The organism is Psychroflexus longus (genome assembly GCF_020164595.1).
Taxonomy (GTDB): Bacteria; Bacteroidota; Bacteroidia; order Flavobacteriales; family Flavobacteriaceae; genus Psychroflexus; species Psychroflexus longus.
In genome coordinates this window covers 156,540-179,563 of sequence record NZ_JAIQZE010000001.1, presented here as the reverse complement: position 1 = coordinate 179,563, position 23,024 = coordinate 156,540, and the positions used below count along the sequence as shown (strand labels likewise).

The 23,024-nt window shown below is 35.8% G+C and carries 18 protein-coding genes and 1 tRNA gene; 16 read left to right on the top strand and 3 right to left on the bottom strand.

The features are described from left to right. Positions 1 to 13: 13 nt before the first annotated feature. Positions 14 to 1,471, bottom strand: a complete 1,458-nt coding sequence (gene miaB, locus LB452_RS00800; protein ID WP_224459829.1) for a tRNA (N6-isopentenyl adenosine(37)-C2)-methylthiotransferase MiaB — start codon at positions 1,469 to 1,471, stop codon at positions 14 to 16. A gap of 189 nt (positions 1,472 to 1,660) precedes the next feature. On the opposite strand from miaB, the gene topA reads away from it, so the two are divergent. From topA to LB452_RS00765, 7 genes are all read left to right on the top strand, one after another. Beyond that, complete coding sequence (topA, locus tag LB452_RS00795) at positions 1,661 to 4,243, top strand: type I DNA topoisomerase (protein ID WP_224459828.1); 2,583 nt, start codon at positions 1,661 to 1,663, stop codon at positions 4,241 to 4,243. A 9-nt stretch (positions 4,244 to 4,252) separates the two neighbouring features. Beyond that, a complete protein-coding gene (locus LB452_RS00790) occupies positions 4,253 to 5,404 on the top strand; it encodes a formimidoylglutamase (protein WP_224459827.1) in 1,152 nt (383 codons plus the stop codon). 74 nt (positions 5,405 to 5,478) lie between these two features. Next, complete coding sequence (gene porK / locus LB452_RS00785) at positions 5,479 to 6,837, top strand: T9SS ring complex lipoprotein PorK/GldK (RefSeq protein ID WP_224459826.1); 1,359 nt, start codon at positions 5,479 to 5,481, stop codon at positions 6,835 to 6,837. A 22-nt stretch (positions 6,838 to 6,859) separates the two neighbouring features. Continuing rightward, positions 6,860 to 7,510 (top strand): type IX secretion system motor protein PorL/GldL, encoded by a 651-nt coding sequence (gene porL / locus LB452_RS00780; RefSeq protein WP_224459825.1) that lies wholly within the window; start codon positions 6,860 to 6,862, stop codon positions 7,508 to 7,510. Between the two features lie 25 nt (positions 7,511 to 7,535). Continuing rightward, the gene (gene porM / locus LB452_RS00775; RefSeq protein WP_224459824.1) at positions 7,536 to 9,113 is read left to right on the top strand and encodes a type IX secretion system motor protein PorM/GldM; all 1,578 of its coding nucleotides are present in this window, start codon (positions 7,536 to 7,538) and stop codon (positions 9,111 to 9,113) included. A gap of 12 nt (positions 9,114 to 9,125) precedes the next feature. Then, positions 9,126 to 10,145, top strand: coding sequence for a type IX secretion system ring subunit PorN/GldN (porN, locus tag LB452_RS00770; protein ID WP_322965755.1), 1,020 nt, complete (start codon positions 9,126 to 9,128; stop codon positions 10,143 to 10,145). A gap of 136 nt (positions 10,146 to 10,281) precedes the next feature. Continuing rightward, complete coding sequence (locus LB452_RS00765; RefSeq protein ID WP_224459822.1) at positions 10,282 to 11,331, top strand: NAD(P)/FAD-dependent oxidoreductase; 1,050 nt, start codon at positions 10,282 to 10,284, stop codon at positions 11,329 to 11,331. On the opposite strand, the gene LB452_RS00760 is transcribed toward LB452_RS00765, so the two are convergent. Further along, positions 11,297 to 11,698, bottom strand: a complete 402-nt coding sequence (locus tag LB452_RS00760) for a DUF983 domain-containing protein (RefSeq protein WP_224459821.1) — start codon at positions 11,696 to 11,698, stop codon at positions 11,297 to 11,299. The genes LB452_RS00765 and LB452_RS00760 overlap by 35 nt on opposite strands. Positions 11,699 to 11,761: 63 nt before the next feature. Between LB452_RS00760 and LB452_RS00755 the strand changes: the two genes are divergently transcribed. From LB452_RS00755 to LB452_RS00715, 9 genes are all read left to right on the top strand, one after another. Beyond that, complete coding sequence (locus LB452_RS00755) at positions 11,762 to 13,672, top strand: ABC-F family ATP-binding cassette domain-containing protein (protein WP_224459820.1); 1,911 nt, start codon at positions 11,762 to 11,764, stop codon at positions 13,670 to 13,672. Positions 13,673 to 13,717: 45 nt separating this feature from the next. Then, positions 13,718 to 14,836 carry an efflux RND transporter periplasmic adaptor subunit gene (locus LB452_RS00750; protein ID WP_224459819.1) on the top strand — a complete coding sequence of 373 codons (1,119 nt, stop codon included), beginning with the start codon at positions 13,718 to 13,720 and terminating at the stop codon, positions 14,834 to 14,836. Positions 14,837 to 14,846: 10 nt separating this feature from the next. Continuing rightward, the gene (locus LB452_RS00745; RefSeq protein ID WP_224459818.1) at positions 14,847 to 18,053 is read left to right on the top strand and encodes an efflux RND transporter permease subunit; all 3,207 of its coding nucleotides are present in this window, start codon (positions 14,847 to 14,849) and stop codon (positions 18,051 to 18,053) included. Continuing rightward, positions 18,043 to 19,374 (top strand): TolC family protein, encoded by a 1,332-nt coding sequence (locus LB452_RS00740; protein WP_224459817.1) that lies wholly within the window; start codon positions 18,043 to 18,045, stop codon positions 19,372 to 19,374. Before LB452_RS00745 ends, LB452_RS00740 begins: the two co-directional genes overlap by 11 nt. Continuing rightward, entirely contained in the window at positions 19,374 to 19,556 is a 183-nt protein-coding gene (locus LB452_RS00735) for a CPXCG motif-containing cysteine-rich protein (RefSeq protein ID WP_224459816.1), read from the top strand. The genes LB452_RS00740 and LB452_RS00735 overlap by 1 nt, the downstream gene beginning before the upstream one ends. 82 nt (positions 19,557 to 19,638) lie before the next feature. Continuing rightward, positions 19,639 to 19,711 (top strand) — tRNA-Met (locus LB452_RS00730). Between the two features lie 51 nt (positions 19,712 to 19,762). Further along, positions 19,763 to 21,133, top strand: coding sequence for a tyrosine-type recombinase/integrase (locus LB452_RS00725; protein WP_224459815.1), 1,371 nt, complete (start codon positions 19,763 to 19,765; stop codon positions 21,131 to 21,133). Between the two features lie 159 nt (positions 21,134 to 21,292). Next, positions 21,293 to 21,478 carry a hypothetical protein gene (locus tag LB452_RS00720; protein WP_224459814.1) on the top strand — a complete coding sequence of 62 codons (186 nt, stop codon included), beginning with the start codon at positions 21,293 to 21,295 and terminating at the stop codon, positions 21,476 to 21,478. Between the two features lie 44 nt (positions 21,479 to 21,522). Further along, positions 21,523 to 21,933, top strand: coding sequence for an eL24 family ribosomal protein (locus LB452_RS00715; RefSeq protein WP_224459813.1), 411 nt, complete (start codon positions 21,523 to 21,525; stop codon positions 21,931 to 21,933). Positions 21,934 to 21,986: 53 nt separating this feature from the next. On the opposite strand, the gene LB452_RS00710 is transcribed toward LB452_RS00715, so the two are convergent. Beyond that, positions 21,987 to 22,952 (bottom strand): hypothetical protein, encoded by a 966-nt coding sequence (locus LB452_RS00710; RefSeq protein WP_224459812.1) that lies wholly within the window; start codon positions 22,950 to 22,952, stop codon positions 21,987 to 21,989. Positions 22,953 to 23,024 lie beyond the last annotated feature (72 nt).

The following is a 23,024-nucleotide window of genomic DNA, read 5'->3' as shown; positions in this document are numbered from 1 at the left end:
TTCTGAATTTAATTTAGGATAAAATGGTTTGCATTGGACCATAACCTACGGCTTCGCCTATCAATGTAGCACTTGTGCAATCTTTCATTTTTACAAGGACATAATCGCCAACCTTATAATCTTCTTTTGGGAAAACAACCGTAGTATTCTGCGTATTCCTACCACTCCATTGAAGATTTGATTTTTTTGATTCTTTCTCGATCAATACTTCTTCAATCTTTCCTAGGTGTTTTTCAGTAGTTAAACGTGAATGTTCCTGTTGTAGGTCTATAATCTCTTGAAGCCTTCTCTTTTTGGTCGACTCTGGAATATCGTCTTCAAACTTCTTAGCGCCTAGCGTTCCTGGACGTTCAGAATAAGCGAACATATAGCCGAAATCATATTTGACATACTTCATTAACGATAAAGTATCTTGATGATCCTCTTCAGTTTCTGTTGGGAAACCTGCAATCATGTCTTGAGAGATACCGCAATCTGGAATAACGGATCTTATGTCATCAATGAGTTTGAAATATTCTTCCCTGGTATGCAAGCGATTCATTTTCTTTAAAATTCTATCACTACCACTTTGCACCGGTAAATGGATATAGTCACAAATATTATAATGTTTTGCCATAACCTTAATCACATCGAGAGTCATGTCCTGAGGATTGGACGTTGAAAACCTAATGCGCATCCCAGGTTGGGCTTTTGCCACCATATCCAGCAAATCAGCAAAATGAACTGCGGTTGCTTTTTGCATATCTGTAGCCTTTTTAAAATCCTTTTTTAGTCCACCACCATACCATAGGTAACTGTCAACGTTTTGCCCGAGTAAAGTAATTTCTTTAAAACCTTTTGACCACAAATCATTTACTTCGTCTAAAATACTTTTTGGATCACGGCTTCTTTCTCTACCCCGAGTAAAAGGAACCACACAGAACGTACACATATTATCGCAACCTCTTGTGATGGAAACAAATGCTGAAACGCCATTGCTTTGTAACCTTACGGGCGAAATATCTCCATAAGTTTCTTCTTTGGAAAGAATCACATTTATAGCATCTCTGCCATTTTCAACTTCTTCCAATAAATTTGGCAAGTCTTTATAAGCATCTGGACCAACAACAAGATCTACGATTTTTTCTTCTTCTAGAAATTTATGTTTCAATCGCTCTGCCATGCAACCTAAAACCCCAACCTTCATAGAGGGGTTATCTTTTTTGATCGCATTGAATTTTTCAAGGCGCTTTCTCACGGTTTGCTCTGCCTTGTCCCTTATTGAGCAAGTGTTTACAAGTACCAAATCAGCCTCGGCTAGTTCTCTTGTGGTATTGTAACCTTGTTTATCTAAAATAGAAGCCACAATTTCGCTATCGCTAAAGTTCATAGCGCACCCATAACTTTCAATGTAAAGCTTCTTTGAATTGCTTTTTTTCTCTTTCTTAACCAGGGTTTGTCCCTGTAGAGTTTCATCAATAATCTTCTCCATGTAAAGCTGTAAATTTTACGCAAAGATACGTGATCTGTATTTACTGACAAACTGTCATTTTATTGTTTTTGGAAATCTCTATTTTTATATCGAAAAGCAAACTTGAAGTAGCTAATATGACTACTTTACAGAAGTTCTTAAATTGAAATCCAAAAAATCGTATACTTTTGCAATATAAATTATAACTAAATGGCCAAAAATCTAGTAATTGTTGAGTCTCCTGCGAAAGCAAAGACTATAGAAAAATTTTTAGGGAAAGATTATAAAGTAGCCTCGAGTTTTGGACACATTGCCGATTTACCTTCAAAGGAACTAGGTGTAGATGTAGATAATGACTTCAAACCCAAATATGTTGTAAACAGCGATAAAAAGGACGTGGTAAGAAAACTTACCAAGATGGCAAAGGAATCTGAAACGGTTTGGCTTGCAAGTGATGAAGATAGAGAAGGAGAAGCAATAGCCTGGCACTTGTCGGATGAGCTAAAAATTGACAAGGAAAAAACCAAACGTATAGTTTTTTCTGAAATTACTGAATCTGCCATTAAAAACGCAATTTTAAATCCTAGAGAAATTGATTATAATCTGGTAAATGCTCAAAAGGCCAGGAGAGTCTTAGACCGTTTGGTAGGCTACGAACTTTCTCCAATTTTATGGAGAAAAGTAAAAGGCGGTTTGTCTGCAGGAAGAGTTCAGTCGGTTTCTGTCAGATTAATAGTTGAGCGCGAACGTGAGATTCTGGATTTTAACCCAGAAGTATTTTATAGAGTTGATGCAGAATTTAAAACAGAAAAAGGATCTAGTTTTAAAGCTAAGCTTCCTAAAAACTTAAGCTCTCAAAAGGAGGTAGAAGCATTTCTTGAAGCTCAAAAACAAGCCAGTTTTGAGGTAAGCGATCTTACTCAAAAGCCAGCAAAAAAATCTCCTGCGCCACCATTTACCACATCAACATTACAACAGGAAGCGGCTAGAAAGCTTTATTTCTCGGTAAGTAAAACAATGAATATGGCTCAGCGTCTCTACGAAGCTGGTCATATTACATATATGAGGACAGATAGTGTTAATCTATCCAGCCAGGCAAAACAAAGTGCCGAAGACGAAATTAAAAGTGCGTACGGTGATAAATACCATAAAGCACGTAATTATAAAGGTAAGTCCAAAGGTGCTCAGGAAGCTCACGAAGCTATAAGACCAACTAATTTTGCGACTCACCAAATCGATGCCGAACGTGATCAACAAAGACTTTATGAGTTGATCTGGAAACGTGGAATTGCTTCACAAATGAGTGATGCAGCTTTAGAAAGAACAAACGTTAGAATATCTTCAGACAAAGATGAAAGAGAATTCTCAGCCAATGGCGAGGTAGTCAAATTTGACGGATTTCTTAAAGTATATCTGGAAGGGAAAGACGAAGAAGATGAAGAGCAAAGCGGATTGCTGCCAGCAATGAAGGTGGGGGAGTCTTTACAGAATCAATACATTCAGGCTACCGAACGTTATACTAGACCGCCTTCACGATATACAGAAGCTTCTTTAGTGAAAAAATTAGAAGAGCTCGGTATTGGTAGACCGTCAACCTACGCTCCGACAATCTCTACCATTCAGAATAGAAAGTATATTGAAAAAGGAAATGTGGATGGGACTGAACGCGAATATGTTCAATACACATTCAAAAACGATAAAATAAAGACGGAAACCCTTTCAGAAAAAGTTGGAAGTGATAAAGGAAAACTGGTTCCAACAGATGTAGGAATGGTTGTGACAGACTTTCTTGTAAAGCATTTCAAGAGTATATTGGATTATAATTTTACAGCCAAACTAGAGCAGGATTTTGATGAGGTTGCTGAAGGGAATGCCAAGTGGACTAAGGTGATGAGTGATTTTTATATCCATTTTCATCCAACTGTTTTAGATGTTGCAGCAAATGCTGAGAGAGAAGTTGGTGAAAGGGTTCTTGGAGAAGATCCTGAAACAGGAAAGCCAGTAAGTGCCCGCTTAGGTAAATTTGGGCCTATGGTTCAAATTGGTTCTGTAGAAGATGATGAAAAGCCAAGATTTGCTAGTCTAAAGCCAAGTCAGACTTTAAATTCTGTGACTTATGAGGAAGCAATGGACCTGTTTAAGCTTCCTAAGCAACTTGGAGAGTATGAGGGTGAGGAAGTAGAAACTAATATTGGTCGATATGGACCGTATGTGCGTTTTGGTAAGAAATTCGTTTCTCTTGAAAAAGGGGAAGATCCTTTGGATGTCTCCTATGACAGGGCTATTGAATTGATCAAAGCAAAGGAAAAAGCTGAAGAACCTATTTATTATTATCAGGATAAAGGAGTACAAAAAGGTGTCGGTCGTTTTGGTCCCTTTTTAAAGTGGGATGGTATGTTCATTAATGTAAACAAGAAATACGACTTTGATAATTTAAGTGAAGATAACATTGTCGAGTTGATCGAGGATAAAATTCAGAAGGAAAAAGATAAACTCATTCATCACTGGGAGGAAGAAGGTATAAAGCTGGAAAAAGCAAGATGGGGAAGGTATAAATTGTCTAAAGGAAAAACGAAAGTAGAACTTCCTAAGACCACTGATGCTGAAGGAATGGCGCTAGATGAAGCTCAAGCTATTCTGGAAAAAAATACGAAGACTAAGAAAAAACCAGCTAAAAAGAAAGCTGCAACTAAAACAAAGAAAGCACCTGCTAAAAAGAAAACAACTTCTAAAGCAAAAAAAACTGCTGCTAAAAAATCTACTAGCACAAAATCTAAGTCAAAAAAATCCTAACCGAATTAAATGGTATTTGAATATCTAAAACCCGTAAGTGAAGAATTACAGGGAAGTTTCCAATCTTTTTCAAACCAAACTTTATCCAATTTCGTAAGTTTTTATAACGGCGAGGAGGTAAGTTTAGAAAACATTCAGCTAGCTATAATTTGTGTAAAAGATTCTCGTAATAGTAATTATGCGGATAAAACAGATTTTTACTTTGATGATATAAGAACTCAACTTTACAATATGTATGTAGGTAATTGGAAGTTGAATATTTTAGACTTAGGAGATATTTTAGAAGGTGATGAGGTGTCAGATACAGCCTATGTTCTAAAAACAATTCTTAATCGACTTTATCAGAAATCGATTATTCCAATTGTTTTGGGGGGTAGTCAGGATTTCACTTTTTATCAATATAGGGCCTATGATGGTGTTAAGTACATGGTTAATCTTACTAGTGCAGATCATAAATTTGACCTGGGCAATTCAGATCTACCAATGGATGGACAATCTTATGTTGGTAAAATGATTATTGATGAGCCTTATAATCTTTTTAATTATTGCAATTTGGGTTATCAAACATTTTTGTCTCCTCAGGAAGAAATTGATTTGATGGAAAAGCTTTTTTTTGAAACCCTCAGGTTAGGAGAGCTGAAGCAAGATTTTACTAGAGCTGAACCAGTTTTGAGAGACACTGACTTATTTAGTGTTGATATTTATTGTGTTAAATCTTCAGAAATTGCTGATCCAAGTCATAAAAATATTAATGGATTCAGTACATTTGATTTGTGCAAGTTGTCAAGATATGCAGGGATGAGTGACAAATTAAGTTCTTTTGGAATATATGAGTTGCAAGCGATGAAAAAGTCTGAAAGCCTCATTCATTTGATTTCTCAAATGTTATGGTATTTTTTGGAAGGTTTCAGTTTGAGGTTAAATGAAAAAGTATCGGAGAATAACTCCAGCTTTTTGAAATACAACGTACCTATTCAGGATGAAATTTTGGTCTTTATCAAAAGTGAAGTTTCAGACCGTTGGTGGATCAAAATTCCTAATGCAAATAATAATGAACATAAACCCTCGTTATTAGCATGTGATAAACAAGATTATTTGGATGCCATTTCTTCCACAATACCGGATAGATGGCTGAAAGCCAAATATAAAAACAGTATATAATCATAAATAATTTAATTGTTGTTAAGAAAAAAATTGTTTATTTGTACACAAGATTTGAATTTAATCAATAAATTATGAAATTTTATTTTGCATCTTCTAAAGGTTTTTATGTCGCATTGCTAGCCTTTCTAGTGATGAGTTGTGGAAAAAGCGATAAAGGCCAGCTTGTTGGAGTAGAAGGAAAGAAGTGGTATCCTGAAAAACCATACGGTATGGTTTTAGTTAAAGGAGGCTCTTTTATCATGGGTAAATCGGACGATGATTTAGCAGGTGTTCAAAATGCTCCTCCCAAGACTGTAACAGTTCCTTCTTACTACATGGATGAAACAGAAATTACAAATTCAGAGTATAGACAATTCGTTGAAAGAGTAAGGGACTCAGTTATTAGACAAAAATTGGCAGAAGCTGCAGAGTTATCTGGAGATGCCGATGGAAATGAGGAAGGTATACAGAGGTATGCTTTTAAAAACGCAGGCAACAATGATGAAGAGGAGCTAAGTCCTTACGAAGAATTTTCAAAGCATTATGATCCTTTAGATCAAGCTTTGAACTGGAACCCTAAGATCATATGGGATCCTGCACAGTATCCTGATGAAGATTATGTTTACGTCATGGATGAATTTTATTTATCTAACGACCAGTCTTATAACGGCAGACGAATGCTGGATGTTACCCAATTTAAGTACAGCTACAAAACGATGGATATTGATGCTGCCGCAAGAAAAAAAGGTGAGCGTACTGATTTTATCACAGAACAGGAAGTTATGGTTTATCCAGACACAACCGTTTGGATAAAAGATTTCAACTATTCTTATAATGAACCAATGCACAATGATTATTTCTCTCATACTGCCTACGATAATTATCCGGTAGTCGGTGTGACATGGGGGCAAGCTAAAGCTTTCGCTAACTGGAGAACTAAATATTTGAATGACTTCAGGAAAAAGAAAAAGGAAGCTAATGTTAACTTTTTCAGACTTCCATCAGAAGCTGAGTGGGAATACGCTGCAAGAGGAGGTATTGAAGGAGGAACATATCCATGGGGTGGTCCTTACGCAAAGGACGATAGAGCTTGTTTTTTAGCAAACTTCAAACCTTTTAGAGGAGATTATGCAGCTGATGAAGCACTTTATACAGTAGAAGCAGATGCTTACGAACCAAATGATTACGGTTTGTACAATATGTCTGGTAATGTTGCTGAATGGGTTAATACTTCTTACGATCCGGCTTCTTATGAATACGTATCTTCGATGAGTCCTAATGTTTATAATAGTGATAATAAACGTAAAGTTGTAAGAGGTGGCTCATGGAAAGATGTAAGCTATTATTTGCAAGTGAGTACAAGAGATTACGAATATTCAGATTCAGCTAGAAGCTATATAGGATTCAGGACTGTTCAGGACTTCCTTGGCAACTCTTTAAATTTAAATTAACCAAACAATCAAACTTTAAATTATGGCAAAATCAAACAACAGAAAGAAAATAATGAGTATGGTCTATGGCCTTGGTGCAGCTATCGTTATTATTGGTGCTCTTTTTAAAATTCAACACATATCAATTGGTTTTATAACTGGTGGTTTAATGTTGACAATTGGTCTTATTACAGAAGCCGTCATATTCACTATTTCAGCATTTGAACCTGTAGAGAAAGAGCTTGATTGGTCGAAAGTATATCCAGAGCTTGCTGGATCCGAAGCTACATCTCAAAAAATGAAAAATGATTTGGAAGAGGAAAGTGGTCTTCTATCCCAGAAGCTTGATAATATGCTTAAAGAGGCTAAAATCGATTCTAAACTTATGGAAAGTTTGGGGGAGAGCATCAAAAACTTTGAAGGTGCAGCCCGAAATATTCAGCCTACAACAGATTCCATGGAATCTCAAAGAAAATATAGCGAGGAACTTACTCTGGCTGCTACCCATATGGAATCGTTGAACAATTTATATAAAATTCAGGTAGAATCTGCATCCAAGCAAGCAGAAGCTAATCAAGCTGTAGCTGACAATGCAGGTAAATTGAGAGAGCAAATGGAGTCCTTAACTGCAAATTTAGATTCCCTCAACGGTGTATATGGTGGTATGTTAACAGCAATGAGACCTAAAGCTTAATTTATAATTTCTTAAAAGAAAAACTATGGCTGGAGGAAAAGAAACACCAAGGCAGAAAATGATCAATATGATGTATTTAGTCTTCATCGCAATGTTAGCTCTGAATATGTCCAAAGAAGTTTTATCTGCCTTCGGAACTATTAATGAAAACCTTGAAGACACCAATTTAAAATTTGAGGAAAAAAATGATGCTGCACTAGCAGGGCTATCAATGAAGGCATCTGAATCGCCAGATCAATTTGCAGCTGTTCTGGTTAAAGCAGATCTGGTTTCCAAAGCTACATCTGATTTGTTTACTTACTATAGTGAACTGAAAGAGGGAATGTATAAGTCTGTAGAAGATCCAAAAGATTACGAAACGATGGATAAATCTTCTTATACAGATGAATTATTTGTAAAAGGTGAAAAACTTACAACAGCTGGTGAAGAATTTTTGACTAACATGAGATCTTACAAAGATCAAATGAACCAAATTCTTGGTGATGATGCTAAATACGCGGTTTTTCTATCTTCTATAAATGAGAAATTTAGCGGAGAACCTGTCTCTCCAGACTCAGGCGTCAAAGGTGCTAAGGTTAACTATGTAAGACATCATTTCGTTGGTTATCCTTTAATATCTTCAATTACAAAAGTAACTGCTTTGCAAAATGACTTAAAAGTTCTTGAGAATGAAATTTTATCTTCTATGCTTTCAGGTCAACTTACTCAAATAGCATCAATGGATAATTACTCAACTTTATTAAATCAGGATAGAAGTGCGTATTATCAGGGAAATATTTTTGATGGATCCATTGTTTTGGGACGTACTGACAATTCAACTGTTCCAAATGAAGTTAAATTAACATTAGATGGTAGACCTCTGGTTAAAGACAAGGACTATTCTCTCGAAGGAGGTCAGGTTAAACTTAACGTTAATGCTGGGAGTGCAGGTGATCATCAAATAAGTGGTGTACTCATTTTTAAACAAAATGGAAAAGAAATCGAAGTGCCTGTAAATCAGTCATTTTCAGTTATTCCAAAACCCAATCAAGCTATTGTTTCTGCTGATAAAATGAATGTAGTATACAGAGGTATCGATAATCCTATTACTGTATCAATGCCTGGAGTCCCTAGCAACAAGATTAATGCAAGTGCTTCACCAGCTTCACTGAAGAAAGTCAGTGGAACTAATTATGTGGTAACACCCACAACAGGAAATGAGCTAAAAATAAATGTTACTGGTGAAATTGATGGAGAAAAAATAAGCTCTCCTCCAGTAACTTTTAGGATCAAAAGTTTACCAAGACCTACTCCTACAGTAAGAGGCCAGGTTCAAGAAGGAGGAGCTATACAAATGCCGAAAAATGCATTGAAAGTTTCACCTATCGGAGCAACTTTTGAAAATTTCGATTTTGATATTACGCCAGTAGTTAAGCGTTTCACCCTTAGTATACCTGGGCAACCATCTGTGGTTGTTAACGGAAGTAAGCTAGACGCTAGAGCTCAAGGTCTGTTAGATCTTGCAAGAGCTGGGGATATAGTACAAATTTTTGATATCAAAGCTGATGTACCAGGCGTCAACGTTAAGAATATGCCTGCACTACTGGTTCAAATAACAAATTAAATTAAGATGATGATGTATTCTAATTTTAAAGTGTTTATGTGTTCGGTTTTAGCACTATGCGGAAGTTTCGCTGTTGCTCAATCGAATATCTTAAATGCATCCAAACCTTCACAAGTCGGTGTGTTGACAGAAGATCAGAAAATTGCAGATGATGATAAACCTCTTGAATATGGTTACATTGGCGATAGAGATATTCTTTGGTCTAAAGTTGTTTGGGAAAAAATTGATTTAAAGCAGAAAATTAATTTTCCTTTGCTTTATCCAACACAAGACGATTCCTTTTCCAAAAACAGACGTTCTCTCTATAGAGTTCTTTTAGATGCAATTGAAGTAGGAGCAAAAGACTCTACTTCTACAGAAGCCATCACTGAGGTTTATTCTACAAGTTATTTCAATAAAAAGAAATCTTACGAGGAAATCCTTGGGTCTACAAAATCTGTTTTTCTTCCCGATGTTGCCTTAGATATACTTGGTCAATACGGTGTTACTGGAACAGAAAACGTACAGGAATTCGTGAACAGGTCTTTAGCTGGAAATTTGTCTAATTATCAAGATCAATATCCAAAAGAATTGGTAGACCAGATGGAACCCTACCTAATTCCTACTGAAATTACCAGCAGAGATATTTTAGAATACCATATTAAAGGTATGTGGTACTTCGACAAATTGCAGGGTGAGATGAGATATAGATTGCTTGGTATTGCTCCAGCTGGATATGACATACAAAGTCAGAATCAAAGCTTTTCTGGTGACCCAGAAATTATTCCTTACTTCTGGGTTTGGTTTCCTGACGCTAGACAGGTTTTACATGAGGCCAAGGTCTTAAATAATGATAATAGTTCCATGCCTTTTAGTTTTGATCATCTTTTAAATTCAAGACGTTTCGACGCTGTAATTTTTAAGACTCAAAACGTTTACGAGGATAGAGAAGTTGCTGATTATATACAAGATAATGCATTGTTGCAGCTTTTAGAGTCTAATAGAATAAAAGAAGAAATAAGAAATTTTGAATTAGATATGTGGAATTACTAATTTAGAATAGCTTTTTAATCTTATTCAACCCTTACGATTCGTGAGGGTTTTTTATTGGTCATAAAATTAATTAGATATTAACTTATGTGTTGAAAGGGCAAACCATATGACTTTCAAAAAATAATATATTTGAACCATGAAAGATGCACTAGTAGTTGGATTTGGTATTGCAGGTTTATCGGTGGCGAGGCAATTAGAGGTAATGTTCAAAACATTTGATATTATTTCAGATGAAAGTCAGCAATCTTCAAAGGTAGCTGGAGGAGTTTTGAATCCTGTAGCTCTTAAACGTTATAACCTTGCATGGAACGCTGACGTTTTGATGCCTGAAGCTATTCAATTCTACAATCATTTCAACTTAGGGGGTGATAAAAATTATTTTAAAAAAGTCCCGGTTTATAAACTTTTCTCTTCAGTTGAAGATCAGAATAATTGGATAGTTGCTTCCGATCAATCCAAACTCGCGCCGTTTCTCAATTCGGACATAAGTAGTATAGAATCATCAGTCCATTCTGATTATAAAGCAGGAGAAGTTCTTCAGTCTCATCTTTTGGATCTCAAAAAGTTGATAAATCACAAAAGACTAAGCTATGTAAAAGCTTCTAACTTTATTTCTGAAAGCATCGATTATAACGCAATTAAATTCAGAAATCATAGCTTAAAATATAAAAATGAAGAATACGCTTCTTTAATTTTTTGTGAAGGCTTCGGAGTCGTCAATAATCCATTTTTTAATTGGTTGCCTATTTATGGTAACAAAGGGGAGTATTTGATTTTCAAGTCTAAGAATTTAAAAGCCAACCAGAAAATTCTAAAGTCCAGGAATTTTATAATTCCACTTGGAAACGATCTTTATAAATATGGAGCCACTTATTCGCGTGAGCATCTCAATGATCTTCCGACTGCAGAAGCACGGGTAGAGCTTGAAGCAAAACTGTCTGAAATGATTGATTGTGATTTTGAGATCATTGATCAGTTAGCTGGAGTAAGACCAACTGTAAGAGATCGTAAACCCATACTAGGTGTTCATCCTGAGTATAAAAACATATTTATACTAAATGGTTTTGGTAGTCGAGGGGTTATGGCTGCTCCAAGCCTTTCGAATAAACTAGTCAAATTGATTTTTGAAAATAGTGAAATCGAAAAGGAAATTAATCTTGACCGCTTTCTGAAGTTTTATGCTTAGCATTTTTATCGTAAGATAAAAACATATTAATCCAAATATTTCTGGCAAGTCTCATTATGATTGGACCTAGACCTATGAGCACCATAATTATTGATACAAAAGATGGAATGACTTCAAGTCCTATGAAGAAGTAAGATGTAATAAAAGCAGCTACTGCAAATGCTACACCAATTCCATAGCTGATGTACATGGCGCCATAGAAAAAGGACGGCTCAATTTTGTATTTAGTATTACAAACTGAACACCTTTCGTGCATTTCGTAAATTTTATTTAGTTTGTAAGGGTTTGATTCCTTGTACATATCTCCCTCGTGACACACAGGACATTTTCCTGTGAATACACTATATAATTTTGACCCTTTCAGCATTATGAATAAAATTTAGCTTTGCATTACAAATTTACCAATATTTGCAAAAATTACAGGTAACATATGCTACACATTCATAATCTTTCTATTTCTTTTGGTGGAGAGTATCTTTTTAAGGAGATCAGTTTCAAGCTGAGTGCAGGAAACAGAGTAGGTCTCATTGGAAAAAACGGAGCAGGAAAGTCCACAATGCTCAAGATTATTTCTGGAGAAATGCCTCTGGATCAGGGTCAAATTGCAAAAGATAAGGAGATAAATATAGGCTATCTGAAGCAAGATATCGATTTTGAAGAGGGAAGAACAGTTTTGGAAGAAGCTTATCAGGCTTTCGAAGCTATAAAATCCTTAGAAGCAAAGTTAGATCATATCAATCAGCAATTAGTAGAAAGAACAGATTACGAAAGTGAAGGTTATAATCAATTGATGATCGACCTTAACGATTACCAGCATCAATATGAAATATTAGGAGGTTATAATTACCAAGGTGAAACCGAAAGAGTCTTAAAAGGGTTAGGTTTTACAACTGAGGATTTTGGAAAACAGACAAACACTTTTTCTGGAGGATGGAGAATGCGTATTGAACTTGCAAAATTACTTCTACAAAGCAATGATATTCTCCTTTTGGATGAGCCTACAAACCACCTGGATATTGAAAGTATACTATGGCTTGAAAGTTTTCTGCAAAACTTCCTTGGTTGTGTAGTTATTGTTTCTCACGATAAAATGTTTCTGGACAACGTGACCAACAGAACCATAGAATTATCATTGGGTCAAATTTACGATTACAACAAGCCATATTCTAAATTTAAAGTGCTTAGAGAAGAATTGCGCGAACAACAACTGGCTGCGCAAAAAAATCAGCAGAAGGAAATAGAGCAGACAGAAAAGCTTATCAGTAAATTTAGAGCCAAAGCGAATAAAGCTTCGATGGCACAATCGCTTATCAAAAAACTTGAGAAAACTGAAGTTATTGAAGTCGATGAGGAAGACAATCAAGTAATGAACGTTAAGTTTAACAGTTCAAAAAATCCTGGTAAGGTTGTAATAGAAGCCGAGAATTTATCCAAATCCTTTGGTGATGACATCGTTTTCAAAGACGTAGATTTTTTAATCGAAAGGAATTCTAAAATTGCATTCGTTGGACAGAACGGACAAGGGAAATCTACGTTGGCTAAAATTATAGTAGGAGAACTTGAGCATGGTGGTACTCTTAAACTCGGTCATAATGTGGAAATCGGTTATTTTGCTCAGAATCAGGCAGAATATCTAGATGGTAATAAAACGGTTTTGGATACCATGATCGATGCAGCCAACGAAAGCAACAGGAGTAGGGTACGCGATATTTTGGGTTCTTTCCTCTTTAGAGGTGATGACGTAACCAAATTTGTTAAAGTGCTTTCTGGTGGGGAAAGAAACCGTCTAGCTTTGGCTAAAATGTCTCTATCTCCTTTCAATGTCTTGATTATGGATGAGCCTACCAACCACTTGGATATTCAATCCAAAAACGTTTTAAAATCAGCGCTAAATAACTTTGAAGGAACATTAATTTTAGTTTCTCACGATAGAGATTTTCTACAAGGCCTTGCAGATTCTGTCTATGAATTTAGAAACAATGCCGTGAAAGAATTCTTAGGTGGCATTAACGACTACTTAAAATATAGAGAGCTAGAGTCGATGAGGGAAGTGGAGAAGAAGGACAAGAAGCAGAAAGAAGCTAAAGCTGAGTCTTCCAGTAAAAACGACTATGAATTTCAGAAAAAACAAAAGTCGCTTCAGAATAAATTGAGTAGCGTTGAGTCCAAAATCTCTAAGCTGGAGAAAGAGATAAAGGAAATGGACAAAAAACTTGAAGAAAAATACGAGGAAACGATCAAAAAAGAAGACTTCTTCGAAAATTATAATGCTAAAAAATCTAAATTGGAAACTCTCATGAAGTCGTGGGAAGATCTGCAAATTGAGATTGAAGAAATATAAAACAGCGGTTTAACTTTTTATCTTATTTGAGGTCTTAATGCTACTATGAGAAAAATAATTTTATCGGTTCTTGGAGTTTTGGTCATCGTCTTAGCGATTTTTGTTGCAAAATTTATAATTGATAGCAACGTAAAAGAAAAGCCAGAAAATCTTCAGCTAGAAAAGCCAGTTGTTGTCCAAACAGTTAAAAACAGAACCATTCCAGTTCAATTGACTACAAATGGAACAGTATCAGCTCTAAACAAGTTTGAAATTTTCGCAGAAGTTGAAGGCGTGTTTTTGAAAAGTTCCAAAAACTTTAGGGCAGGTCAATACTATAGAAAGGGAGAGCTTCTTCTTCAAATCAATGACAGGGAATTTACAGCCAATGTTCAATCTGTGAAGAGTTCACTTTTTAGTTCATTATCATCTATAATGCCAGACTTGAGATTAGATTATCCAGATATTTATCCCAAATGGAAAGCTTATTTGGATGAGTTTTCAATGAAATCTTCAACTCCGGAATTACCAGAGTTTGAAAATAATAAAGAAAGGTATTTTATAACTGGAAGAAATATTTTATCTGATTATTACACGCTCAAAAATCTCGAAGAGCGTTTATCTAAATTTAACTTGAGAGCACCATTTGACGGGGTCTTAACAGAGGCTTTAGTTAATGAAGGAACACTCGTGAGACCCGGACAAAAACTAGGAGAATTTATTGATCCTTCTGTCTTTGAATTAATGATAGCACTTAAGCAAGAATATATCAAATTTATTGATGTTGGCAACAAGGTAGAAATGCATCCTCTTAATCAGGACGAGACTTTTGAAGGTGAAATCACAAGAATAAACGCTCAAATCGACCAAAGCTCTCAAAGTGTTCAGGTTTTTATTCGATTTAAGAATGAAGACGCTAAAGAAGGCATGTATCTTGAAGCTATAGTTACAGCAAATGAAATTGAAAATTCAGTTCAGATTCCGCGTGAACTTATTATAAATACGTCTGAAGTTTATGCCGTTGAGGATGGACTTTTGAAATTGATAACTATTAATCCTGTTCACTTCAACAAAGAACAGGTTATCGTAAAGGGAATTCCAGACGGTACTAAAATTTTATCTGGAGTTGTGCCTGGCGCCTATTCAGGAATGAAAGTTTCCATAGAAAAAGAAGAATCTTTGTAAGAATTGTATTGTGAGAAAACTTATTTCCTATTTCATAAAATATGATGTCGCCGTAAATGTCGTCATTCTAGCATTTGTCATTTTTGGGATTGCAGGGGCTTTAAGTCTGAAGTCTTCTTTCTTTCCACTTGTGGAGTCAAAAATTATTCAGATTTCGGTGAATTATCCTGGTTCCGCACCAGAAGAAATCGAAGAAGGAATCATCCTCAAGATAGAAGATAACCTGAAAGGACTTGAGGGGATAGATAGAGTCACTTCCGTCGCCAGAGAAAGTGGTGGTTCTATAACTGTAGAGATAGAGCAAGACGAAGATATTGACGTCATGCTTACGGAGGTGAAGAACGCTGTAGATCGAGTTCCAACCTTTCCTTCAGGAATGGAACCTTTGGTCGTTGCCAAACAAGAAAATGTAAGGCAGACTATTGATTTTGCCATCTCTGGCGATGATATTTCTCTGAAGACACTTAAGGATATCAGTTACCAAATCGAGTCTGACTTGAGGAGGCTTGATGGTATTTCTCAAATTGAAATCACTGGTTTTCCAAATGAAGAAATTGAAATTTCTCTCTCTGAAGATCAACTTTTAGCATATAATTTAACTTTTGAAGAAGTTGCTCAAAAAGTTGCTCAAAATAATATCCTTACCACAGGTGGAACTATTAAGACCTCTGCAGAAGATTATTTGATAAGAGCAAATCAAAGGAATTACTATGCAGACGCACTCAACGATATTGTAGTGAGATCTGATGCAAGCGGAAATACCGTAAGATTGTCTGATATTGCTGAGGTAAAAGATCAATTTGAAGACACAGCGAACGTATCCTTCTTCAATGGGAATGTTTCTGTAAATATTTCAATAAGCAATACCAATTCCGAAGACCTTATTTCAACAGCTGATAAAGTAAATGTTTATGTTGATGAGTTCAATGAAAAAAACAATAATGTTCAGCTTAATGTTGTAAGTGATAATTCAATCACTTTGAAGCAAAGAACACAACTTCTTCTAGAAAACGGGGCAGTTGGGATCCTGCTTGTTTTGTTTTTCCTTTCCCTATTTCTTAACACTCGCTTAGCTTTTTGGGTCTCCTTTGGTTTACCTGTGGCTTTTTTGGGAATGTTTGTTTTTGCTGGGTTATTCAATGTAACTATAAATGTTCTTTCATTGTTTGGGATGATTATCGTAATTGGTATTCTGGTAGATGACGGGATTGTAATTTCAGAGAATATATATCAACATTACGAAAGGGGTAAAAAACCAATTCAAGCTGCTATAGATGGAACAATGGAAGTTCTTCCTCCAGTGATTTCAGCTATTATTACTACTATTTTAGCCTTTGTCACTTTCTTGTTTTTAGACAGTAGGATAGGAGAATTTTTCAGTGAAGTCTCTACTGTAGTTATTTTAACGCTTGTCGTCTCATTGGTAGAAGCTTTCATAATTTTACCTGCACATATAGCGCATTCTAAAGCACTTGTGAGAAATACAGATTCAGAAGATGAAAATAAAAGTTTCTTTGGGAAACTCTTTAGCAAATTGAGATCTGTCAACAAAGTTGGTGATAAAATAATGAGTTATCTCCGTGATAGGTTTTACGCTCCTATTTTAAGATTTTCCTTAAAAAATCAGATATTTTCACTTTCAATATTTGTAGCTTTCATCATTATCACTATAGGAGCTATTGGAGGAAATATTGTAAGAATCACTTTGTTTCCAAGTATAGCCAGTGATAGAGTATCTATTAATTTACTTATGGCTGAAGGTGTGAATCCAGCCAAAACAGACTCTATTATTTCCTATGTAGAAGCTGCCGCCTGGAGGGTAAACGAAGATTTTACCGAACGTCAATCTGGAAATAAACAGGTAGTAGAAAATATTATAAAACGAGTTGGACCGGGTAATAATAAAGCTTCTCTTCAAGTCAATTTATTGCCAGGGGAAGAGCGTGATTTTTCTTCTCCAGAAATTACCAACGCGATAAGAGAAGAGGCAGGAACTATACTCGGTGTTGAAAATCTCACCTATGGTTCTGGAGGTAATTTTGGTGGCTCACCAGTTTCGGTTTCTCTTTTAGGTAATAATATTAATGAGCTACAAGCAGCTAAGGAGGCTTTGAAAAAGGAGATGGAAGATAATCCCCTTTTAAAGGATGTTTCAGATACAGATCCGGAAGGGATCAAGGAAATAGACATAAGGCTTAAGGAAAATGCTTATGCTTTAGGCCTGGATTTATCTGAGGTGATGCGTCAGGTAAGAAATGGATTTTTCGGTGCTTCCGCACAACGTTTTCAAAGAGGTCAAGACGAAATACGAGTTTGGGTAAGGTATAATTTAGAAAACAGGTCTTCCATTTCCAATCTTGAAGATATGCGTTTGACAACTCCTTCTGGAAGCAGAGTCCCTTTTTCTGAAATTGCAACTTATGAAATCATAAGAGGAACAGAATCTATTAGTCACTTGGACGGATTGCGTGAAATTCAGGTTAGTGCAGATATGGAGGATCCCAACGGAAGTTCTACTGAAATTCTAGCAGACATTCAGAATAATGTCATGCCAGATCTTTTAAATAAATATCAATCTCTTTCGGTGTCCTATGAAGGTCAAAACAGAGAAGCTGGCAAATTATCAAATTCAGCAAAAGGAGTTTTACCTATTATTTTATTTCTGATTTATGCAACTATTGCTTTTACATTTAGAAGCTATAGCCAACCACTTATTCTTCTGTTGTTGGTTCCATTTAGCATCATTGGCGTAGCTTGGGGGCATTATTTTCATGGCTTCCCTATCAATGTTTTATCCGCTTTGGGAATTATAGCTCTCATTGGTATTATGGTAAACGACGGACTGGTGCTGATTGGCAGATTCAATAATAACATACGAGATGGTCTTTCTTTTGATGACGCCATTTTCAATGCCGGCAAATCTAGATTTAGAGCTATTTTTCTTACTTCTCTGACAACAATTGCTGGTTTGGCACCACTTATTTTTGAGAAAAGCCGACAGGCACAATTTTTAAAACCTATGGCTATTTCTATAGCTTACGGAATTGGAATTGCAACCATACTAACGCTTATTTTGCTTCCTATTTTCTTATCAATAAGCAATTACATCAAGGTAGGGGCAAAGTGGGTTCCAAAAGGGAAAGTAGTAGATAGAGTGACTTTAGAAAGAGCTTATAAAGAACAACAAGGAGAAAAAGCACATATAGATGAGAAGTAAATTAGTCATCTTATTAGTTTTATTGACAGCTTGTCTTACAGCACAAGAGGTTAGAAAAGATACATTACTGAATAAAAATCAGGCGATTGAATTGGTTCTTAGTAAAAACTTCGACATTGAAGTTTCTGAGAACAACCTGGAAATTGCAGATAATAATCAGGGTATTCTGAATTCAGGATATTTACCTACATTGTCTACAAGCTTTGGTTATGATTTCAGCCTTCAAGACCGACTCGCTGAGGTTGAGGGGCGTGAACCAATAAATCAAAATGATCTGGAGACTCGAAGCTATAGAGCAAGTTTAGATTTAAACTATACAGTTTTTGACGGCTTGGGGCGTCTTTACAATTACAAAAGCCTTAAGGAACAGTACGATCTTTCAGAATTGGAAGTAAGAGAAACAATTGAAAATACTCTTATCCAGATGTTCACTGTGTATTATGAAGTGGCTAGGATTTATGAGAACGTTCAGATCCTTGAGCAAACCATGGAAATTTCTAATGAAAGAGTAAAACGATCCAATTATCAATTTCAATTTGGTCAAAATTCAAAACTAGTAGTTCTTAATGCTGAAGTCGATGCTGCCAATGATAGCATCAACCTCATAAATGCAAGACAAAACCTAGAAAATACACGTAGGGACTTGATGTTAATTTTAAATACTGAATTTGAAAAAGAATTTAAAGTAGATACTCTGGTCAATTTTATTCCAGAACTTCTTATAGCTCAGTACATTGAAAAAGCTGAAGAGAACAATGTCTCTGTTCTTAAAATTGAGAGAAATCTGACCATTAGTGATTACGATATCAAAATCAGCAGATCGGGTTATTTTCCTCAAATAGACCTATTTGGTTCTTATGGATGGAATAGAAACATAAGTCCAGAATCTCCTTTTTTTCCAGGTTCTACACAAACTTTAGAAGGACTGTCAGCTGGGGTAAGTTTGTCATGGAACTTGTTTGACGGCGGGCAGACGGCAGTTAGAGTTCAGAATGCTAAAGTAGGCTACAAGACTCAGGAAGTCTTAAAAGATCAGATTAAGTTTCAGGTCAAACGCGATATTTCAAACGCGTTCAATAACTACAAAAATCGATTGTATATCTTTGAATTGCAAGAGCAAAATGTGATTACAAATAAAAACAACTTTGACCGTTCCAAGGAGCAATTCAGTATAGGTCAGATTACTTCTATCGAGTTTCGACAAGCACAAATCAATTTGATAAATGCACAAACAAGTCGTAATTTGGCTAAATACGATGCGAAGATTGCAGAATTACAGTTGTTACAACTGACAGGTCAACTATTAAATATCGACTTTTAATGTTTGAACATTACTTTCAATGTCCTTATTGCTGGGAAGAAATTAGTATGCTGTTGGATCCGTCTGTGAGGCAGCAAACCTATGTGGAAGACTGTGAAGTCTGCTGTAACCCAATTCAAGTGACAGTTCGTTTTGAGGACGAAGAACTTCAAGAATTCAGGGCTGAAGATATTGAGCAATAAAAGTTGAAGTTTTATTTTGTAGAATTGATAATTCGACTTATATTTGCAGTCCGATATTGACAAATACAACACAAACATATATCGCGGGGTAGAGCAGCAGGTAGCTCGTCGGGCTCATAACCCGAAGGTCACTGGTTCGAGTCCAGTCCCCGCTACTAGCTTAAATCAAGTAAATCAACGGATTGTCTACCACAATCCGTTTTTTTATGTCTTTAAATTTCTTACTTTTCCGAGCCGTAAACGCTAGAGTAAACGATTTGTCCTTGAAACTAGACTATTCAGAACCCAAAATTTATACCGGTGGTGTCGATATTTCCAACTGGTCCAAACTAACTTCTACACAGAAAAAAGAAGCTTTAAGCAAAAGCTGGTTTGTGTATTATTCCTTCCGTCATCCTGAAACGGGAAAGCTTAAAAAACAGCCTTTTATTAAGGCTGGTGCCAACAACTTTAAAACTAAGCGAGAGCGTTATGCTTTTCTTAGAACGATGCGAGAAGCCCTCTCAAAACTCTTAGAGCTAGGATTCAATCCTTTTGAAGATAACAGCGACCTGGAAGCAAAGCTATTTTCAGATCAAGACCATACAACCGAAACGCCACCCAAACCAGAACCAAAATTACGACCATCATCTGCACCTCAGTCTAAGCCAAGTCCGGTACCGGTGGAACCTGAGGAAGACATCATGAGCATTGACGAAGCTTTTAAGTTTGGACTGTCCATGAAAGAACACATGATGAATAAAAACTCATATGTTCAATATAAGAGTAGGATTGGTCTATTCGAAAAATGGCTTAGAGAGGAAAAGATATTTGACAAGCCGATTACCAGCATCACCAAAAAAACTGTCAATCAGTATTTGAATACTATTGTAAAGAAAACCAGTGCCAGAAACCGAAATAATTCAAGGACAGATATCGCTTCCTTATTCCAGCTGCTGGAAGAAAACGAAATCGTTAAATCTAATTTCGTACAATCCATTCCGAAGTTAAAAACCGTTCCCAAACGAAATAAGACGTATACGCCAGATCAGGAAAAGAAAATCAACACTCATCTGGAGAAACATGATCCGACTTTACATCTGTTCATCAAGTTTATCAGTCTTAATTTTCTTAGACCCATTGAAGTTTGCAGACTAAAAATCAGAGATGTAGACTTAAAGGATAAGAAGCTTTACGTCAAGGCTAAAAACCAGCCGGTAAAAATTAAAATTATCCCTGATATTCTCATTAAGGATATACCCGATTTATCCAAACTTCCTGCCGATGCTTTACTGTTCGGTCGTTTTGGTATTGGAGAAGAATGGAACGCTGCTGAAACTAACCGAAGAACCGAATTCTCGAAACGCTTTAAAGAGGTGAAAGATCATTTTGGGCTAGGAGAGGATTTCGGTTTATACAGCTTTAGGCATACCTTTATTACCAAATTATACAGAAAGCTTAGAGAGAAAAGCTCACCCAATGAAACCAAAAGCAAACTCATGCTGATTACAGGTCATTCTACCATGGACGCTCTGGAAAAATATTTAAGAGATATCGATGCTGAATTACCAGAAGATTACTCGCATTTATTCAAGTAAGGATGAAGTTGACTTCATAAATTACTCTAGAGTAAAGGTATAGTAAAGTCAAATAAACTGAAGAAAACCACTTTATTTCATGGTAAACTAAGTTAAACTAGCGGAAACTGCACTAAACTGATTTAAGTTTTTTGCGCCTATCTAATTTCGCGATTAGGTATGGATGCAAATACAGCTTATCAGGTCGCGAAAGCACTTCCAAGGGAAGGGCAGGAGCAGTTATTTGAAATGCTCAAAAAGGACTTGTATTCCATTACCCCTAAAACGAAAAAAAGCAGAACAGTTCTAGCCGAAGAAGATGCGATTCAGTACTTACTGACTCATGTTTTCAACAAAAAGGACTAGTCAACTGCTGATTAAGCGTAAAACATACGTAAACTTAACGCATAATGGAAAGTCATCATTACACCTGCCACTACTGTCAAAAAGAGTTTGTACCTAAACGAAGGAAAGTACAAAAGTTCTGTAGTACATCCTGTAGGGTTAGACATCACCAAACTTCTAAAGGACTCAAAGCAAATCAATCTCAAACTCTGGCTCAACCTATTCAGGATTCAAAGCCAATGGAAGTAGAGAGAATTAGCGCTGCTGGGATTGGTAATGCAGCTATCGGAACCACAGCGGCAGATTTTATAAAAAGCCTACTGACCAAAGAAGAAAATAAGACAGCTACCAAAGCAGATATGAAGCGTCTTGAATCAAAGTTAAAACGCTATCATAAAATCAATAATATGAAACCCAATGCACTTGGACTTTATCCTTACTTTGATTTGCAGACTGAGGAGGTAGTCTTTAGGTGATTGATTTAATTTTATTCATTCAAGCTTCCAAATTGATTTAAAGTCCGCCTGTTTCAATCTTTAAAAGTTGAAATCAAATGTGTATGTTTTTCAAAATAAGTGTCGACTGATGTAAAAGGGTATGCCTTTAAATCGAAGAGTTCAAAAAATTTAATATCACTGAATGAATCTGCTTCATTAGTTTGAAGATGAATCGCTTGTTCAGTAAAATTCAAAATATTACCTAATTCAAAGGTAATGGTCTTTAAATCGTCTGGCTCATGCTGGTTTTTTAGGACGAAGCAGATATTTAACTCATTCGCCAGGTGCAGGAGCAATTCTCCTGCTTTTTGAAGTTGTAGCTGTCTTGTTAATTCTTTAGTATTTTCAAAATTTACAGATAGCACATCATCGATGTAAATCATATGTGTATCATATTTATCTACTAAATACTTTACCTGATTTTCAAAATGATCAGCATTCAAAAAATAACTACTTTCAACAAAGCTTACATTGTTTTTTAATTGAACTAATGCGGGATTATTGGAAACATCCCTGTTTTTTGATTCTGAGGAGATGTGATTAATTATTTCGTGATGAATATATTTAGCTTTGGCTTCCTCCATAAAGCTTATGCATCTAAGATTCTTTGGAATAATAAGGTTGAACATTAAATGTTGATATATTTCGGACGATGCTTCTTTATTTGAATTTATTAAGAAGACTTGACCTTTTGATAATTTCCAGTAATGCTCACCAATGCTTAGCTCGGCCAGAGTGCCAGGTTCTTTATTTTTTGCAAATGTTTTAATGGCTTCCCTAACTAACGAACGCGAATCACTTAGATTTCGATCTTGCTGCTTTCTTAAGAAATTAATTAAATACGTAAAAACATCTTCAACGCATGTAGCTTCTTTTAAGTAGTACGATAACTCTTTTGAAGAGTTATCTAAATCTACTTCTTCCAGGTTAGTATCCTGGAAACAGTGAGCTAAGGTTTTGTTTAAATCTTTGATTTTAAAAATGGAATTTGTTTTCATTACACCTATTTATTTACAGCAAATAAAACAGGACTGTAAGTCAAGAAATGACGCACTGAAAGATCATTTTTT

Bases quoted from the DNA above. Each gene is read 5' to 3' on its own strand.
- LB452_RS00760 (WP_224459821.1), bottom strand. From the start codon at position 11,698: ATGCTGAAAGGGTCAAAATTATATAGTGTATTCACAGGAAAATGTCCT.
- porK (WP_224459826.1), top strand. From the start codon at position 5,479: ATGAAATTTTATTTTGCATCTTCTAAAGGTTTTTATGTCGCATTGCTA.
- LB452_RS00735 (WP_224459816.1), top strand. From the start codon at position 19,374: ATGTTTGAACATTACTTTCAATGTCCTTATTGCTGGGAAGAAATTAGT.
- LB452_RS00725 (WP_224459815.1), top strand. From the start codon at position 19,763: ATGTCTTTAAATTTCTTACTTTTCCGAGCCGTAAACGCTAGAGTAAAC.
- porL (WP_224459825.1), top strand. From the start codon at position 6,860: ATGGCAAAATCAAACAACAGAAAGAAAATAATGAGTATGGTCTATGGC.
- LB452_RS00740 (WP_224459817.1), top strand. From the start codon at position 18,043: ATGAGAAGTAAATTAGTCATCTTATTAGTTTTATTGACAGCTTGTCTT.
- miaB (WP_224459829.1), bottom strand. From the start codon at position 1,471: ATGGAGAAGATTATTGATGAAACTCTACAGGGACAAACCCTGGTTAAG.
- LB452_RS00765 (WP_224459822.1), top strand. From the start codon at position 10,282: ATGAAAGATGCACTAGTAGTTGGATTTGGTATTGCAGGTTTATCGGTG.
- topA (WP_224459828.1), top strand. From the start codon at position 1,661: ATGGCCAAAAATCTAGTAATTGTTGAGTCTCCTGCGAAAGCAAAGACT.
- porN (WP_322965755.1), top strand. From the start codon at position 9,126: ATGTATTCTAATTTTAAAGTGTTTATGTGTTCGGTTTTAGCACTATGC.
- porM (WP_224459824.1), top strand. From the start codon at position 7,536: ATGGCTGGAGGAAAAGAAACACCAAGGCAGAAAATGATCAATATGATG.
- LB452_RS00750 (WP_224459819.1), top strand. From the start codon at position 13,718: ATGAGAAAAATAATTTTATCGGTTCTTGGAGTTTTGGTCATCGTCTTA.
- LB452_RS00720 (WP_224459814.1), top strand. From the start codon at position 21,293: ATGGATGCAAATACAGCTTATCAGGTCGCGAAAGCACTTCCAAGGGAA.
- LB452_RS00755 (WP_224459820.1), top strand. From the start codon at position 11,762: ATGCTACACATTCATAATCTTTCTATTTCTTTTGGTGGAGAGTATCTT.
- LB452_RS00790 (WP_224459827.1), top strand. From the start codon at position 4,253: ATGGTATTTGAATATCTAAAACCCGTAAGTGAAGAATTACAGGGAAGT.
- LB452_RS00715 (WP_224459813.1), top strand. From the start codon at position 21,523: ATGGAAAGTCATCATTACACCTGCCACTACTGTCAAAAAGAGTTTGTA.
- LB452_RS00710 (WP_224459812.1), bottom strand. From the start codon at position 22,952: ATGAAAACAAATTCCATTTTTAAAATCAAAGATTTAAACAAAACCTTA.